This window comes from Cupriavidus sp. PET2-C1 (genome assembly GCF_054515855.1).
Genome location: NZ_JBTNRJ010000003.1, coordinates 887,412 through 903,622, shown reverse-complemented (window position 1 = coordinate 903,622; position 16,211 = coordinate 887,412). Strand labels below are relative to the sequence as shown.

The window sequence follows — 16,211 nt, the reverse complement described above, 5'->3', positions numbered from 1 at the left end:
CGCTGTACATGATAACTGTACTTATCAAGCACTATAAAAATAAGGTACGGGTCACCTAGCACACCCCACATGCCTCACCCTAAAATGTGACGAATTCGTTCGCGCACGACCGAGCAATTTCCTCCTCAAAGCTCGGAAACCCGCACCGGCATTGGGCTGGCGGGCTCGCGCGACCACCACGAGACCCCATGCCCGCCCGCGACCCCGACACCCTGCAACAACTCACCCGCGACCACTTTCAAGCGGCCGCCGAGGCCTGGAACGCCGGAAGGCGGGCAGCATCACTGCGCTCGAGCACCGACTGGACGGTCGAAATCGGCGGAAGTTGGTATCCGACCAAGGCGATCACCGGCGTCGCCCACGAACTCGCCGGCTTTGGCGAACTGACCCGCGCCACATTGGCCGGGGACGCCGCACGCCGCCGGTTAAAGGCGCTCGGCTTCGAACTCGAGCGACGTCTGTCCAAGGATGCCGTGAAAGCGGACCATGTCGAAGCCGCCGCCCGCGATCTGCTTGCCGCCGGTCAAACCGAGGCCTATGAATTCCGCGGCAACCGGTGGCTCGTCCAGGTCGGGGACCACTGGTACGGATACCGGAACCTTGTGCGCCGGGCCGCCCACTGGGCAGGCCTGCCCGAGATCCGTGACATGAACCTCACCGAACCGCAGGGCGGACGCTGGCGCGATCGGCTGCGCGAACTGGGCTTCCGCCTCAGCGACGAGGAGCGCGAAGGGCAGCCGATTGCGCCCCTGACAGAAGCCACGGCCGACGACCTGACGGCGGACGCGGTGCGCGCCGCTGCTGCAGCCTGGGATGCCAAGGACAGCGCTTTCCAGCAGGCGCATGCCTCTACCGGCTACAACGTCTGGATCGACGGCGAGCCCTATCCGCCTAAGTCGATCGGGGTGTTGGCCTCGGAGTCGCTCGGCCTGGCGCCGCCAACGGGGTACGGCTACGGCACCATGAACGGGCCGTGGTATCCGAAGCTGGCCGCGCTCGGCTTTCCAGTCCTGCCCAAGGGCGAGGCCCCGGAAGGGAACGGGCAACGGGAAAGCCGAACCGCCGCAGACGTGGAAGAGCTCAAGGCCGACCCATCGCTGGACGCCACCACAAAACAGCGCCTGGTGGATGCACGCCTGGGCCAGGGCCGCTTTCGCAGCCAGCTGGAAGGCCACTGGGATGCGGCGTGCGCCGTAACCGGCGTTCGTGTCCGCGCCATTCTGCGGGCCAGCCACATCCAGCCGTGGGCCGCCAGCGACAATGAGGAGCGACTTGACCCTCACAACGGCCTGCTACTGGTGGCAAACCTGGATGCCCTGTTCGACCGTGGCCTGATCAGCTTTACCGACGACGGCACGTTGCTGATTGGCAAGGGCCTGCCAGACGACGCCGTGCGGGAGCTCGGCCTGACACAGTTGCGCCTGCGGGATAGCGCCAAGGGGGATGCCGCCCGGCGTGCCGCATTCCTGCGCCGGCACCGGGCAAAGTACAGCTACGACGATGCCACGAGTGCCTGAACTGGCCATGGTCGCCGCCACGCAAGATTCCGAACTCGCCCCGTTGGAACGAGGCCCACGCCGCCGGCGGCGCTCTGTCACCCGCCGGCAACTGCACCGCGGCCACTTCGGCTTTTTGCGCGCCATCATCCAGGGCCTGCATGCGCGCCCTATGTGGGAACGCTATCTGCTGGACGAGGGCGAGATCGAGGCGGAAGCCGAACTGCCCGCCGCTGCGCCGGATGCGGGGGATGAAGGTGATGACGAAGCGCCGCTGGAGGACCGTGCCGCGCGGCGCTTTGCCGGCCACCCCAAAGTGCGGCGCGTTACCGTCTGGCTGCGCGGCGAACTGGCCGCCGCCGCCGGCCGCGCCGGGCGCTACGGCATGGCCCGGCTGGTGCGGGCCGACTTGCGCCCCGGTTTGCGCGACCCTGGGCGCCCCGGCGAGGGTCTGCCCGCGCTGGAAGCGTTCGCCGCCGAGGCCGGACTCAATGGATTTTCGCAGACCGAGCAGCTCGAAGCCTACCGCGCGCGTTTCGGCCGCGCCCTCGACCGCGAGGCGAAGCGCGCCGCGCTGATGCGCCGCCAGCTGGAAGCGCTCGACTGGCTGGAAGGCCAGTACGCGCAGCCGGTGCTGGCCGCCGACGCCTGCCGCGCATGGCTGGCCCATTCGCTGGCCACGCGGCTGGAAGCGGCGGGCGTGGCCACGCTGTCCGACCTGATCGACCGCATCAACGGCCTGGGCAGCGGCTGGGCCCGCAGCCTGCCGGCCATCGGCGCCGGCAAGGCGCGGGCGATCGAGGCGTTCCTGCGCACCCACGCGGAGACGCTGGGCAAGGGCATCGGCGCCCACGTGGCGGTGCCGCGCCGCCAGCGCTGCGCGCACGAGCTCGCCGCCGTGATGCCACGCGGCTCCCGCGAGGGGGCGTTGGTGCCCTTGGACCAGCTCATCATGCCCGCCGAGCTGGATGGGCGCGCCGGCGCCTACCGCCTGCCGCAGGCGCGCTGCCTGATCGGTGCCCACACCGACTATGAAGCGGTGCTGACCTGGCTGCGCTCCAAGCCCGGCCTGCCGCCCGAGCAGGTGGCGCGGCTGCGCGAGCGGCGCCGCGATCTGGGGTCGGTGCCGGGTCAGTTGGACTGGCTGCACTACTTGTCCAATACCCAGCGCGCCTACCGCAAGGAGGCCGAGCGCTTCCTGCTGTGGGCGCTGCTGGTCCGGCGCAAGCCACTGTCCTCGATGGACACCGACGACTGCCTGGCCTATCGCGACTTCCTGGCCGCGCCGCTGGCGCACTGGTGTGCGCCCCGCTCGCGCGAGCGCTGGAGCCCGCTGTGGCGCCCGTTCGAAGGGCCGCTCAATCCGCGCGCCCAGTCCTATGCCGTCGGCGTGCTGGCCAACCTGTACCGCTACCTCAACGACAAGAACTACCTGGCCGGCAATCCGTGGCTGGGCATCCACGTGCCGAAGCGCGCCAGACCGGAGCTGGACGTGGGGCGCAGCCTGACCGAGGACCAGTGGGCCTTCGTCACGGGCTGCCTCGCGCGCCTGGCGCCAACCTCCGCCAACCAGCGCCTGCAGGTGGCCCTGCCGCTGCTGTATGCGACCGGCCTGCGCCTGTCCGAGGTGATCTCCGTCACCACCGACGACCTGGAGCGGGTCAGCCTGCCGGGTGCCGACGGCGGCGAGCGCGAGGAAGGCTGGTGGCTGACCGTGCTCGGCAAGGGCAACAAGCTGCGCCGGGTGCCGGTGCCGGACGCCGTCATCGACGCCTTGGCGAATTATCTACAGGCGCGCGGCTTTGCCGCCGACCCGGCCGCGAACCGCCTGGCCGGCGGCGTGGCCCTGCTCGGGCATGCGACCGACCAGTCCGAGCGGGCGCCATGGGCCAGGCGAGATACGGCCGGCGCCGACGCGGGACTGGCCACGACGACCCTGTACCGGCAGATCAAGCGGTTCTTCCAGGCCTGCGCGGCCGAACTGGCGCCGGTCGACGACCGCAGTGCGAGGCGGCTTGCGGCGGCCAGCACCCACTGGATGCGGCACACCCACGTCTCCCATGCGCTCGCCGCCGGCGCGCCGCTGGAGGCGGTCAGGCAGAACGCCGGCCACGCGTCGCTCGACACCACCACCCGCTACGTGACCACAGAAGAGGCGCGGCGCATGGCGGCGATGAAGACGTTCTGGGCCCATTGAGTCGGCCGCGTTTTCGACGCACTACTAGGGATCCCATTGATTTGATTCAATTTGCGGGGTAGCGCCCCCTCCAAAGCGCCCTTGGGGAGGATACTCGCCATGGCTTGGCGCGTGCGAGGGACGCTTGCGGGGCGGTCCCGGCCCAGCCGCATGCCGGCCATATACGCGCCGACCGTGATTCCGGAGCTAAATGGAACCAGGGCTGGCGCGCGGGACCGCCCATTAGCGTCACACACGGAGCGTGAGCTGCAGACTGCTTACGTTTGCTGCGAACTCAGGACTCCATACACCGGGCACGCGGCGCCTCGTCGGCATCCGCAGCGTTTTCGGAAACAGGCCGATTCTGCAGCCGGCTGTGCATCGCCTCGCACCGGCTCAACATCGAATCTGTGGATTCCCCTTCAGCGCCGGCAATGCCGGCTTCAGCGGCGACCCGCAGATATACTTGCCGGGAGGCAACGGCGACGATCACAAGGATGGCGCCGACGCCGACGGCTCGGACTGCAATTTGGAGGTATTGCGCCATAGCGAACTTGCACCGTATAGCAGGAGGTAATTAGCAGTGAGGCTACACGAGGATGTCTCAGGACGGTGCCACGCCGTTGCGGGATTGACACAATCCGGTTCGCCGCGGCGGGTCGGATCGCGCGTTGCGTGACACCGCATGGCAGTACTGAAGAGAATGCCCCGAAAATCGATCACGGCCTTGCCGAACGGCCACTACTGGGCCACGCCCCACGCGCCCTTCCCGCTGGACGGTCCAAACGGCTATGAGGAGGTTTTTCCCGGCGCCCAATGCATCAGCGACGGCAAATGGGTCACCTTCTATAGGGACGGGGAGGAAGTATGGGCATGCAATGCCGTGTATGCTGCCGCCCATTTCGACTTTGCACCGGTTCCCGCCAACCGCTCGCCGACGGACAACTGAGGGTCGGACGGTTCCCCGGTCCGCCGGGTACATCGCCCCCTCCAAACAGTCGAGTCGATTTTTCGCGGACCCGGGCGTTATGTCAAATGAGCCGGCTTGCTCGGAGCATGTGGGGTCCCCCAACTACTGACCGTGAGAGCCCTGTTTGACCGTTTCCGGCAGCCACCGGCGCCGTTGCTCGGTCTCGACGCGCCGATGATCGCCGTGCGCCTGACCGTGACCGACGTCCAGGCCAAGGCGCCGCCCAGCGAGTCCTTGTTTCCGGAGCCGGGCGGCACGCCGGAGGACCATGCGCGCGTGATGGAGCTGCTCGCGGCGCGTCTCGGCGCCGAGAACATCCTGCGCCCCGAGATGCGCGCGGATTATCGCCCCGAGGTCGCCAATGCCTGGGTGTCGGCGGTCGGCAAGCCCGGGCCCGCAATGGAGGCGCCACAGTTGCCGCGGCCAGCCTGGTTGCTGGACAAGCCGATCGCCCTGCTGATGCGTGATCACCGTCCTTTCTACGGCTCGCCGCTGCGCATGGTCTCCCCGCCGGAGCGCATCGAGGCCGGCTGGTGGGGCGGCGAGCTGGTGACACGCGACTACTATGTGGCCGAGGGCCGCGACCACACGCACTACTGGGTCTATCAGGAGCGCATGGGGAGCCGGGATGGCGACGAGGCGCACTGGTACCTGCACGGACTCTTCGGGTGAGGTGTGTTGATGACCTCCCCTGCCACCGGCAGCGGCCTGCCCGACTATGCCGAGCTTCACTGCCTCTCGAATTTCTCATTCCTGGACGGCGCCTCCCGCGCCGAGGAACTGGTGGAGCGCGCCGTCCAATTGGGCTACAGCGCGCTGGCGCTCACCGACGAATGCTCGCTGGCCGGCATCGCGAGGGCACATACGGAGGCCAAAAAGCACGGGCTCAAGCTACTCGTGGGCGCGTCCTTCCAGCTGACCAATGCCGACGGCAGCCCTGCCCTGTCCTTTGTCGCGCTGGCCCGTAACCGCGAAGGCTACGGCAACCTCTGCGAACTCAGCACGCTGGCACGCACCCGCACGGCCAAGGGTACCTACCTGCTGACACCGCGCGATCTGGCTGGGTTTGAGAGTGGTGTTGTTGATGGGGTTGCGTACTGGAGCGTTCATCGTCGTAGTTGGAATATCGCGCATTTTCTTGGGCCAATCGACATGGGAGGCAAAGTCGCCCCCAAATGCTTGACATTTAAGGGGACAATGGCTAGCGACAGCTATGTGCGAAAAAGCCGGTCAGCCTCGTTCTCCAGGATGTCAACGATATCATTGCGGTAGTGCGTTAGCGTCCAGCGCCGGAACAACTGAGTCTCAATGGTGCGATACATTCGTGAACTTCGACATAGTGTCTTGAGCACATCATCGCGTTGGTGACCGTCCATCAGACCCCGCAGTATCTCCTCCAAACGGATGTCCCAGTCGCGTATGTTATCGAAGCGAGGGTGACGCGACAGTCGATGGAATGCCACCCAAAAATCGATATTCTCATTGTGCTGCGCGCTTGGTTCTGCCAGATTAAATCGACCGTGCCAGCGAGCAAGCAGGCCCTCAAGAACGTCATCGACAGCAGAAGATCTAATATGGCCCGCAACGGTGCACAGTCCCACCAAGAATGCATCGTGTCCTGAACCTAGATATCGAGTCAGAAACGGGACCATGCTTTCGTTCACCACAGGTTGGATGTTCTCGGCGCGGATTTTCGAACTCAAGATCGAAGGCATAAGGATACCCTCGTACCTCGCCATCTCCCGGTAAAACACCGTCAGATCACCGCACGCCGCGAGACAATCGACAAATTTGCCAGCATAAGCGTCAAACCTATCTTCCTCGAGCATTCTGCTATGCCATGGAATCGGCAGATCCCAACGATTAGCGGCAGCAATTGCTGGACGCAAGGAAGCTCTAAGATTCGCACGATTCTCCTTGCGGTTATGTTGGCCATCATTGACCAAATAGCCACTTGTCGTAAATCGCAGAAACGCAGGCTTTCGCGTCGAATCACGAACATAGTCATTTTCAGGGTCCAGATCGCGTATGAGTTCCTTGTACCGATCTTCGGACTCAAAGAACAGCCGGAGAGGTAGCGAATCATCGAGCTTTATCGAACCATCAAGGGCCGCTTCAATCTCACGAACAGTCACTTCGACAAATTTTCGTCTCACTACTTCCGGCGTCGTTGTTGATGTAGTTGCCTGCCCAGCCAATGGTTGCGAGACGACAATTCCAAACGTATCCGGTACGAGGTTCTGCATCAAACCATTTGATCTCCACGGGGACGCCGCGATGATTGCACCAACGCGCTCGCGTAGAGGGGGATCGTTGCGTTGGTTATGTCGGAGTTCCAGAACACAACGCATGAGGTACCACGCACTGTATGCGGTGCTCGCCTCTTCCTCGATAAGGTCGTAACGACCTGCCATGCGCAACGACCGCAACAAAGCAGCCTGCACAATGGGAATCTGCAGCCTGTCGATGAACGCATCCACCCCCGCTTTGGAGGAGGGATAGTTGTGAGCTATCAACTGCTCGTACATCCACGTGGCGACCTCTTGCCCCGGCGACAGTTGTCCTTGCAGGACAGCGTGAGGCAGGGTGTCATTGAACTGCTTCGCCACGAAGTCGACAAATTGTGCCTTCTCGTCCAGAAACTCCTCGAACAAAAACGGAAGCCCGTTGGACAACAGATTCAGGGCTAGCTCATGCCCTTCCAGATTGTATGTTTTATCACCGTCAAAAGGAGACCGCTCCTTGCTTAAAGACCCGCGAATCTTCTCGAGCGTCGGCTGCTCGGCAAGCCGGCCAGCCGCAAGCACTGCTGCACGCCTAACCTGCCACCGTTGGCTCATATCGGTGGCTACATCTGCAATCTCGCCTGCCTCTCGTACATCGCGCAATCGACCCGCCATGATGCTCCGCCAGATTCGCGCGGAAGGAACACGAGACCAATCAATCTGTTTCATCACCTCTGCATCTGGATGACTGGAAGCGATTGCGACAACGAGACCTTGTGCCATCGCCACATCAGTTTCTACGGCGAGCCGAGCCACAAGATCATAAAGTGCGTGTCTGTCTCGCACTTGCGCCAACGTGGTGATGGCAGCCACACGAACGTTTGGATCAGAATGATCGAGGGCCTCTAGGAGCAATCGACGAGCGTCTGTGCCTCCGAGCCGTCCAAAACTTGCGACGAGAGGTCCAAGTGTGATGTTCTTATCGCCCAACTTTATCTTCCGAGCTACAGCTGATATCCCTGCGCTAAACGGACGAAAAACCGACCAGTGCAGAATAAGAAACTCCCAAAGATCTGCGTTGGTTGGGTCACTCAGTTTCAGCTTCTCGAGCAATACTCCTATATCTGATCCCAACGCAAGAATGGGGAGAACTGCAGAAATTCTATCTTTTACTTCGACAGTGGTATCGAGGATTTTCTTCTCGTATTCAGCTCGATTGACAAGCCATGGAACCAACACTGGAAGGAACTCAAAAAATGTACGGGTTGACTGGTCGAATGTCTTCGCGCCATCACAAAGCTTAAGTAACGATGGTTCGCCTAGGGCTACCAATACGCGCGCGGCACCCTGCATGACCGCAGGCTCTGGGTCTGAATCCCTCAGCAGTTGAATACAGAACTTCCTCAGCGCATGACGCTGCGCCCAAATTAGTCCGAGGAGTGGTTCCAACAACGCGGATCTCCGCACGAGCATCTGCGAGCTATCCCGCGACGGCAAGGCGGCGAGAAACTCCCTGGTTCTGGCTAATTCAACCACATGTAACCGAATGCTGTGCGACGGACCTCGATCGCGCATAAGCAACCCAGGATTTTTTTCGAGAAACCCGAAGGCGACCCGCATCACATCCCGGTTTCCACTAGCGACAAAGATCGGTAACATACGACGCTTCGCGTCGGGGCTTTCACGGTTAAATAGGTTTACACATCCCTGCGAGAATGGAATGTTCGCTTGGGAAATGGCCATTTGCAAATATCCAAATCGCTGATCCCAGCTGGCGTCAGTCTCCGGTACCTCCAATGAATACTCCAGAAGCTGCAGCAACCTGTCTGAATCACTATATAGAATTGCCCGCATCAGGTTGCTGGTCCAAGAGAAATCAACGCTTGACTCAGGAGGTGACGATGTTCTAAGCAGCTCGATCAAAGCGTCTGCAACGTCCGGACTCGCGCCACCCTCAAAGAACTGGGGTAGAAAGTAGCTCCGACCATTCTCTTTGGCATAGGCAAACAGCCCAATTGCCTCCTCCTTGGAGATTAGCTGATGCGCCACAGCGTAGTCTCGCAACGCAGACCATGACCGTCCTTGAAGGAATTCATCCCTCGCCACCGCACAGGCTTCGCTATGACGATCCGCTGCATCAAGATGAAAAACCACAGCCGGAACATCCTGTCTCCGAGCGTACCAGTTTGCCAGTTCAGCATGAGCCGCTCTGCCGACACTGAGCGGGAGGTAACTCTCCAGTCCCGCTCTAACTGTCTCATGCATCTCGAAGGAGGTTTCGTCATAACGTCGAAGCAGTGCAAGGTCACGCATTTCAACGATCGCGCGCCGGACATTGTCGTTCGGGAAGGCGGACGCTGCCTCCGGGGCAGAAAAAGGTAAAACGAAACATACGAGCTTCTGAGCTGCATTCAGCGCCGCGATGGAAATACGCTCGAACCGTTCGACGTCCGCCCTTCCAATCATCTCTTCGGGCGATGCGCTATCCAGGATTTGTTGCGCGAGATTCTGGGACATGTCCGCAATACTTCTCGCTCTAGCCGCTACGAGCCCAGTGGAGCGCCCCTTTGTGACACGCCCAAACACGTTCCACAGTGATTCACGGGACAAACTTGACTGACGCGCTCTCGCGAGACGAAGAAACTCTTCGAACTCGAATCCGCGCACGTCGACCTGAACCACCCCGAGTGCTTCCCGATCAAACTCTGAAAATTCCTTGAGCGTTCGCTCCTGCCCCAAAGCAATAACTCGACAGCTCGCCTGCCCCTTCGCAATCTGACGCACAAATGTACAAAGGTCGCGCGAGAACTCCGAGTCGCAGCCTCCCTCCACAAGATCCAAAAATATGGATACCGGCCGATTGAGGTCTGAAAGGGCGCGCGCAACTCTAATCGCCGCACGTTCGTTCGAACTGGTTCCGTCGACAGCAGAGTCGAATGCGAAGTCAGCGCCAAAGCGACGCAGGCGAAACGTGAGACCAGCCAGTACATGCCGGAATCGCGTAGCCTTTCGTATCTCCACATAATATGAGAGATTCTGCTCGCCCTCCTTTTCGATACGCTTAATCGCTTCCGCGGCGAGACTTGATTTTCCAGAACCAGAGACACCAACGACCTCGACGATCTTCGAATTCGGCGCCAGAAGGGCCGAAGTTATGTCATTTCTGTTAATGTGGTCCGTCTCTAGCTCAGGAGGAACCTTGATTGGAATCATCTCGGGCCATACTGTACCGATTTCATAGTCAAACTCGTTACCTCCAAAACTTCGACCGTGCTGTTTCGAAATATCGCTGATGAATCCGCGCAAATTTCGAAACAACGTGTCCTTGACGATAGTCGGGTTTAGTCGATACTGTGCCGAAAGGCGTGTGTTCACCCGGTCAACCACTTCGCTCTCAATTCCGTTGCTCTCCTTTAACTCTATGCGACCAAGTAGTAAGGGCAGACTGACCTGCAACCCGTCGATAGCGCGCTGATAGACATCGAGTTCGATCGCGTCCAGCCCTCGTCTCTCTGCAACTAAGCGAAAGGCGGCAACCATCTCCTGAATGTTTTCTTCGATGGTGAAGCCAGATACGGGAGACGGTCGCCAAGCCTGTAGCCGCTTCTTCGCGGTTTTCCCCAGTCCCGCGAACTTGATGGTTTCGTTTCGCCCCAGAAGGTGTATCAAGGTCAGGTAAGCCTGAGCGGGTGCCGCCTGGCCGAGTTCGATAACGGAGGTGAGATCAGGGGAAACTTTATCGCCGAGAATCCAAATTTGGCGGCAAAACGGGCGTCGGAGCCGCTCGATGGACTGCGGGATCAGTTCGCTTACGGCCTCCGCTATCGTCCATGCGGAAGGAGAAAGCTCACCAGTCTCACTCTGGCGTGGCTTCTTGATTTGCACATGCACGACGTTTTGGATCGGCCCAAGCCCCTCGAACAGATCAAGGTCGTCCTCGCCTTCGGGTCGGACAAAGCCGTCCTCCCCCCACGTCGCAAAGTGGGTCATTATTTCGTCGAGTATCACAGTGGCCTGATAGTCAAAGCCACGTATCGCCGTTTCCCCGCCTGACATACTAATTCCCCTGAAAATCTTGGGCGTGTGACTTCCCAACTTGATCGTCGGCGTCTTCTTCGGATTAAGTCCGAAGCCGATGTTTACAACGATGCCGATAAGACCGCATCCTAGCGTCGATCGTAGACCAGGTGACGAGGCTGGCCAGAAGTTCTTGCTTGTTGGAAGAAAACGCCTAGTCGTCCGCGTTTCCGGCTCCGTTGAGACCGATCATTCGGGACCGCCGACATGTCCATGTGAGAAAAATGCGCCGTAGCCACCTGACCAACGCCGACAATCGAGTGACGGCAATGGCCGACCGTGCGACGGACACGGTCGCCGACGAAGGTCGGATTATCGATGCGGATTCAACGTTCGAATGTCCCACTGTAAGCCCAGGCCACCAACCGAAGCTGGCCGGACTCGGCCGCATGCCTTCCGGGCGACGGCCATCGTCGCAGACCGACGACCCCTTGCGGCCATTCGAGTTTCGCTTGGCCAACATCTGCTTTGCAGTGCGGCTGCGGTCCGTCGCTGCCGAAGCCAGTACTACCGCTACAGAGCATCTTGCTGTCAACCATCGCAGCGGCGGCGGGCCGCACTTAATGACAGGTATCCAGGCGTTTGCCGATACATCCCCTCACCGAATGATGCTCAGTCGAGCTGCACGGTTGGAATGTACTTCCCTTGGTCCCAGTCATAGAGCTGGATACACCCGACACCATTGAGCCGATGTCCAAGTCCCATGGCGAACAAGGCCGGTGCCTTAATAAAGAGGTGCACCCGCTGCAGTTGATGGCGCCCACGGAACTCGGATAAGGAAATCTTGGCCTCGCTCACCGCGGTATTCAGGCTTGCGATGTCTTTAATGACAGACGCTGACACCAATGATAGTTTCGGTGAGCGACTCAATCCGAAGGCGTTGGCATTGGCTGCAACATCAGCGTTCGAGCCGTTCGGAAAGCTTATGGAGGCAACCCCCTCTACACCCAGCGTCGACGCCGCGTCCTCGTTGACCGTGAAGAACGGTCCCGGAGCCTTGTCGTGCATTGAGGTGTCGTACATCTGGTCGTTGTGGTCCAGAGTGAGCGTGAAGTTCCGAGTTGCCGAGAAGCAGTAGCCCAGCAGGCAAGCTAGCGACATCCGATGCTTTGCCGACAGCCGCACCCCTCGACGCCCGCGGCTTGCGTGAAGGAAGTCTCCAACCTCGCTCAAGCGCTGCTGCAGCTGGACCCACGCCGTTTGGCCAAGGCTTCCTCGCTCAGGGCCATTAAACACTGAGACATCCAAAGCGAGAGGGCCAAGCTCGAATCCAGCGGGTGCCAGATGAAGGTCAGACGGCGTAACACGCCATTCGTCGGCAACGCTTGGCGCATAGTCCACGAGCGCTGCTTCGAGGTCCCGGCGGGTGACGATACCCTTGACCGAGGTGTCGACCAGTTCCTTGCACTTCGCCCGGAAGGCTGCGGTTTCCCGTCGGTTCATGTTCAAGCTGGGTAGATGCTCTTCCAGCCTAGTACCAAAGCCGGCATCGACGTTGTCGTCCCGGTACTGGACGAACGATACTCGATCCAACACGAAGCGCGCCATCTCAAGCGTCTGCCCGAACTTGACAATGGTATCCAGAATGTCGGCTTCTGCCGTGGCTCGAATGCTAGAGTCGGCATTGAGCGCTACTGCGGGGCCACGATACCGATTGAGCTTTCCGAGGAAGGCCTGGTACTCTCCAACGAAGTCGCCGCAGAGCAGCACGAATTGCACGTACTCCGCGGGGGACTTTTCGTGCAGCTCCCGAAAATGAGCGACCTCCGACCAGAGTTCGGTCTTCGTCAGTTGGTGGCGTTTTGCCTCATACAGCACGCAATACGTTCCGCCGCCTGGCCGGAAGTAGCGTATCTCGACATCTCCCAGCAACTCGCTGACAGCTTGGTTGAAAGCCCCTTGGGCGAGAAAGCGCGGAATGTGCTCGAGCAAGAACGCGTCCTGATACTCAAAGCCGTTTCGGGCCACTACGCCGCCAGTAGCCTGACGCTCAAAGAGTGCGGAGTTCATGGGTTGCCTTCAAAAACCAGAGTCGACAGCGCAAAGGAGCCGTCTGGGAGATAGGTGTGCGCACTGCCCTCTAGCTCATCCCGGCGTGAAAGCTTAAAGATGAGCAGGACCACAAAATTTGCCCCGACGCGCACGTCCTTCACGATATCCAGCATCGACAGGTGGTCCGTCGTGCTGGGCTGCACCGAGAAACTCGGGTGCGAGTGCCACTCGCCGAGGTAGTTGAACCGAGCGTAGTCATGGCCGGACTGGCGAAAGAACTTCCCGAGGGCACGCAAAGCTGACTGAGTATCCCTAATGAAGCTAGCGAAACGCCCTCCACCTTGCACCGTCAGATACCGGACGGCGAAATGACCCGGGCCCACGTGCTCTCCCATCAGGACGCCACCGCATTCGTCAGTGCCAGCGGCCTTGAGCGCCTTCCGCAGTGTCCGCTGCACGTCCGTCGGAATGCTGACCGTCAACATTACTTCGTGCCGAACACGTTGATGAGTTCTTTCAACGCCGACACGGATTCCCGTGAGTCAGCTGGTACCTCGGGGCCTTCCACGGCGCGCGGGCAAGCAATCGGGTGCGTGTCGAAAGGTGCCTCAAAAATCCAAGCCTTCTGGTAGCCAAACAGATAGGCGGAGTTGGGAAATCGAGGCGCCTCCGTACCCACTAGAGCGTCGATGGCGAACTGCGCCAACGACGCCGACAGAGCGCTTACCTCCGCGTCCCCAGCAACGAACACCTCGTCCTCCACCTCGGCATCGTAGGCTTGCGAATGCTGGAAGGGTGCTTCAGGCATGCCGGCGAGGTACGCATGAATCGCTCTGCGGATTTCCAATGGGTCCGCGTCGAAGCCGGGCAGGCTGCGCGCCATGAGAGCTCCAATGCCTCCGGCAAACACTTCGCCCCAGACGACGGGAACCTTGCGCCGTGTACAGATGGCCGCTATGGACGAGAACACTTTCGGGCTCGCTGTGGCATCGATGACGAGATCACACGCTGCGATTTGCTCAAGCACCGTCGTGTTGTAGGAGGAGCTCTCCTGCCCAGCGAAGCGGAACGTGCGGCACGCTACCTCCGCAGCGGGGCGAATCAACTGTACTGCGCTTTGGACCGCGTCCACCTTGTCGTAGCCCATCGAGGACCAATCCAGCTGATTACGCGTCAGATTCGATGGCTTGAGGATGTCGTCGTCGATGAGCAGAAAGCACGTTATGCCGGAACGCGCCAACGACACGGCGATCTTGCTGCCAACGGAACCGAGGCCGACAATCGCCACCTTCTTCTGAGCCAAGGTCGCATTGCGTTCCGGCTGCCTGACCTGGCCCCTGTCGGTGCAATCCACAGGGAAGTAGTCGAATACCGTGCTGCCCTCAGTGTTCGTGGCAACCGCGATGGGCCGAAGCCGAAGTTGTTCATCTGCCAACAGCAGGAAGCCCGATTGCAGATCGTCATTCGGCCACGGCCAGCAGCCCTTTGCCTTCAAGAACTCCCGAAGGATAGCCTGGTCTTTGACAACCTTAGGCAACGAGGCCCACTCGTCGCACCAGACGACGAACCCCTTTCTAACCCACGAAGAGGCCGCAGCCGGGTCAGAAAGCTCCTTGGGCACGCCCAACTGCGTGGGTGAAGCGTCATCACCGAGCTGAGTAGCCACCGCAACGAACTCGCGCCGTCGATGCAACGTCCCCACTGCAAGAGCAATGGGCGCCGTGCGGGGTGACGCTTCGAGGGCTGTCTGCAGCTCCTGCGTGATGAGGAACCGCAGGTACTCGTATCGCGCGCGCTGCCCAAGCGTCAACTCGTGCCGCGACGGCGCAGCCACGCCGATGACAGGTCCAAACTTCTCGTATGCCAACAGCTTGTGGGTGCTGACCATCAGGTCGGCGCCCGTCACGCCTGGGTGCCAGTTGTCCGGTCCCCACTCGAGGCAGAGCGTACCCGTTGACGGGTATTGATGCGCGCTCCATGACTCATCGGGTTTACGCGGCCGCACATACGCCGGCGCCTGGGGGAACAGGGCCGGGTAGACCAAGACCGCCTCATGCACCTTGTCGTTAACCGTGATGTCGAAGTCAACACAGACATCCTTGGCCTCGGTGAAACCCCATTCCAGCTTGGTCAGCCACCCGGAAGTGCCCGCGAGCTCATCTAGCCCGCGGGTTTCCGCGCGCATGCGAATTGGCTCTTCGAGCAGCAGCCGCATCACGCAAATCCAGCCGGTTTGTTCGGCGGTACTACGGCGATGGCTGGAAAGGCCAAGCCAATACCGGCACTGGCTGTGACCGCGGGACGCAACATGCCCGCCTTCTGGACAGGCTTGCGGAATCGGTCACCGAGAACCCGCTGCCAAAGGGTCAAGGCCTTGTCTGCATCGGTTTCCCGCTGGGCGCGACGCACAACCGCGGCGTGAGCTTCGGCCATGTCGTAGAACCGCTTGAACTCTTCCGGCTTGACTCGCGAGAACACGTTGTTGCCCGAGACGCTGGGGTCCTCCAGATGAGGTACTTGACCGGATTGGACGGTCCACATGTACTCGTCGCGAACTGCCTCGAGGAACTTGGCGAACAACTCTTCGTAGCTGGTCTCCTTGTAGTCCATGTGCTTGGCGACGAGCGTCTCCAGGATGAAACCCTTTGGGCGCTTGAGGTGTGGCAGGTTCTCGCGACGCCACCACTTCACCAGCTTCACAAGGGGAACGAAGTAGCCGTTGGCCTTCTTGTTCACAGCACTGGCCCACTGGTTATGTCCCATCGGATTGGTGACCAGCCACTGCTCCTCGCTCTTGTCCGCAATGAGCCAACCACCCTGTTGCCAAGGACTGGGGATGACTGGTACGACGTCCATCTCGACCGAGCCCAAGGATACGCAAATGGAGCGGCGATTCGCCTCGACGTCCGTGTATCCCAGCGATTTCACCGCCTTGCGCAGGGTGCGGATAACATCGCTCGGCAGATCGTAGTGCGCGTGGTTCGTGACAACAATGATGTCCACGTCTGGGCGGCGCACCGTACCGTCGGTTTGCCGCGGCCGCAGTGCCGTGTTACGGGCATAGGAGCCGGATAAGTACGTGTTGACATGGATGTCTTTGTAGGTCTCGTGCTTCTCCAGCTTCGCACGTAGGTTCGAGTGCGCGCTGATGCAAACCGACTTCGTCGTCGGGCTGGGCTCTATCTCGGACAAGAAGTCGATAAATTGCTGCTGCGTGGCCACGGGTCGCATCTCCGGAAATAGCTCTCGCGGCATGCGAGTTATCAACACTATAT

General features: G+C 60.8%; 9 protein-coding genes and 2 pseudogenes. 5 read left to right on the top strand and 6 right to left on the bottom strand.

What is annotated here, in order from left to right; all coding sequences use genetic code 11:
- Positions 1 to 188 precede the first annotated feature (188 nt).
- Entirely contained in the window at positions 189 to 1,517 is a 1,329-nt protein-coding gene (locus ACX12D_RS37875) for an HNH endonuclease (RefSeq protein WP_459376928.1), read from the top strand.
- Positions 1,518 to 1,524: 7 nt separating this feature from the next.
- The gene (locus ACX12D_RS37870) at positions 1,525 to 3,693 is read left to right on the top strand and encodes a phage integrase family protein (protein WP_459377445.1); all 2,169 of its coding nucleotides are present in this window, start codon (positions 1,525 to 1,527) and stop codon (positions 3,691 to 3,693) included.
- Between the two features lie 274 nt (positions 3,694 to 3,967).
- Here ACX12D_RS37870 and ACX12D_RS37865 read toward each other — a convergent pair whose 3' ends face one another.
- Positions 3,968 to 4,219, bottom strand: a complete 252-nt coding sequence (locus ACX12D_RS37865) for a hypothetical protein (RefSeq protein ID WP_459376927.1) — start codon at positions 4,217 to 4,219, stop codon at positions 3,968 to 3,970.
- Positions 4,220 to 4,357: 138 nt separating this feature from the next.
- Here ACX12D_RS37865 and ACX12D_RS37860 point away from each other — a divergent pair, with 138 nt between their 5' ends.
- The 3 genes and pseudogenes from ACX12D_RS37860 to ACX12D_RS37850 form a co-directional block, all read left to right on the top strand.
- Complete coding sequence (locus ACX12D_RS37860) at positions 4,358 to 4,621, top strand: hypothetical protein (protein WP_459376925.1); 264 nt, start codon at positions 4,358 to 4,360, stop codon at positions 4,619 to 4,621.
- 177 nt (positions 4,622 to 4,798) lie between these two features.
- Positions 4,799 to 5,314 (top strand): annotated as a pseudogene (locus tag ACX12D_RS37855) (DNA polymerase Y family protein); the annotation flags it as partial.
- A gap of 9 nt (positions 5,315 to 5,323) precedes the next feature.
- A pseudogene (locus tag ACX12D_RS37850) lies at positions 5,324 to 5,704 on the top strand (PHP domain-containing protein); the annotation flags it as partial.
- 149 nt (positions 5,705 to 5,853) lie between these two features.
- Here ACX12D_RS37850 and ACX12D_RS37845 read toward each other — a convergent pair.
- The 5 genes from ACX12D_RS37845 to ACX12D_RS37825 all read right to left on the bottom strand — a co-directional run bounded on the left by ACX12D_RS37845 (position 5,854) and on the right by ACX12D_RS37825 (position 16,167).
- A complete protein-coding gene (locus ACX12D_RS37845) occupies positions 5,854 to 10,962 on the bottom strand; it encodes a HEAT repeat domain-containing protein (protein ID WP_459376924.1) in 5,109 nt (1,702 codons plus the stop codon).
- 594 nt (positions 10,963 to 11,556) lie between these two features.
- Entirely contained in the window at positions 11,557 to 12,954 is a 1,398-nt protein-coding gene (gene cap4 / locus ACX12D_RS37840; protein ID WP_459376923.1) for a CD-NTase-associated endodeoxyribonuclease Cap4, read from the bottom strand.
- Complete coding sequence (locus ACX12D_RS37835; protein ID WP_459376922.1) at positions 12,951 to 13,421, bottom strand: M67 family metallopeptidase; 471 nt, start codon at positions 13,419 to 13,421, stop codon at positions 12,951 to 12,953. The genes cap4 and ACX12D_RS37835 overlap by 4 nt, the downstream gene beginning before the upstream one ends.
- Positions 13,421 to 15,151 (bottom strand): ThiF family adenylyltransferase, encoded by a 1,731-nt coding sequence (locus tag ACX12D_RS37830; RefSeq protein WP_459376921.1) that lies wholly within the window; start codon positions 15,149 to 15,151, stop codon positions 13,421 to 13,423. The genes ACX12D_RS37835 and ACX12D_RS37830 overlap by 1 nt, the downstream gene beginning before the upstream one ends.
- Positions 15,151 to 16,167, bottom strand: a complete 1,017-nt coding sequence (locus ACX12D_RS37825) for an SMODS domain-containing nucleotidyltransferase (protein WP_459377444.1) — start codon at positions 16,165 to 16,167, stop codon at positions 15,151 to 15,153. The genes ACX12D_RS37830 and ACX12D_RS37825 overlap by 1 nt, the downstream gene beginning before the upstream one ends.
- Positions 16,168 to 16,211: the final 44 nt, after the last annotated feature.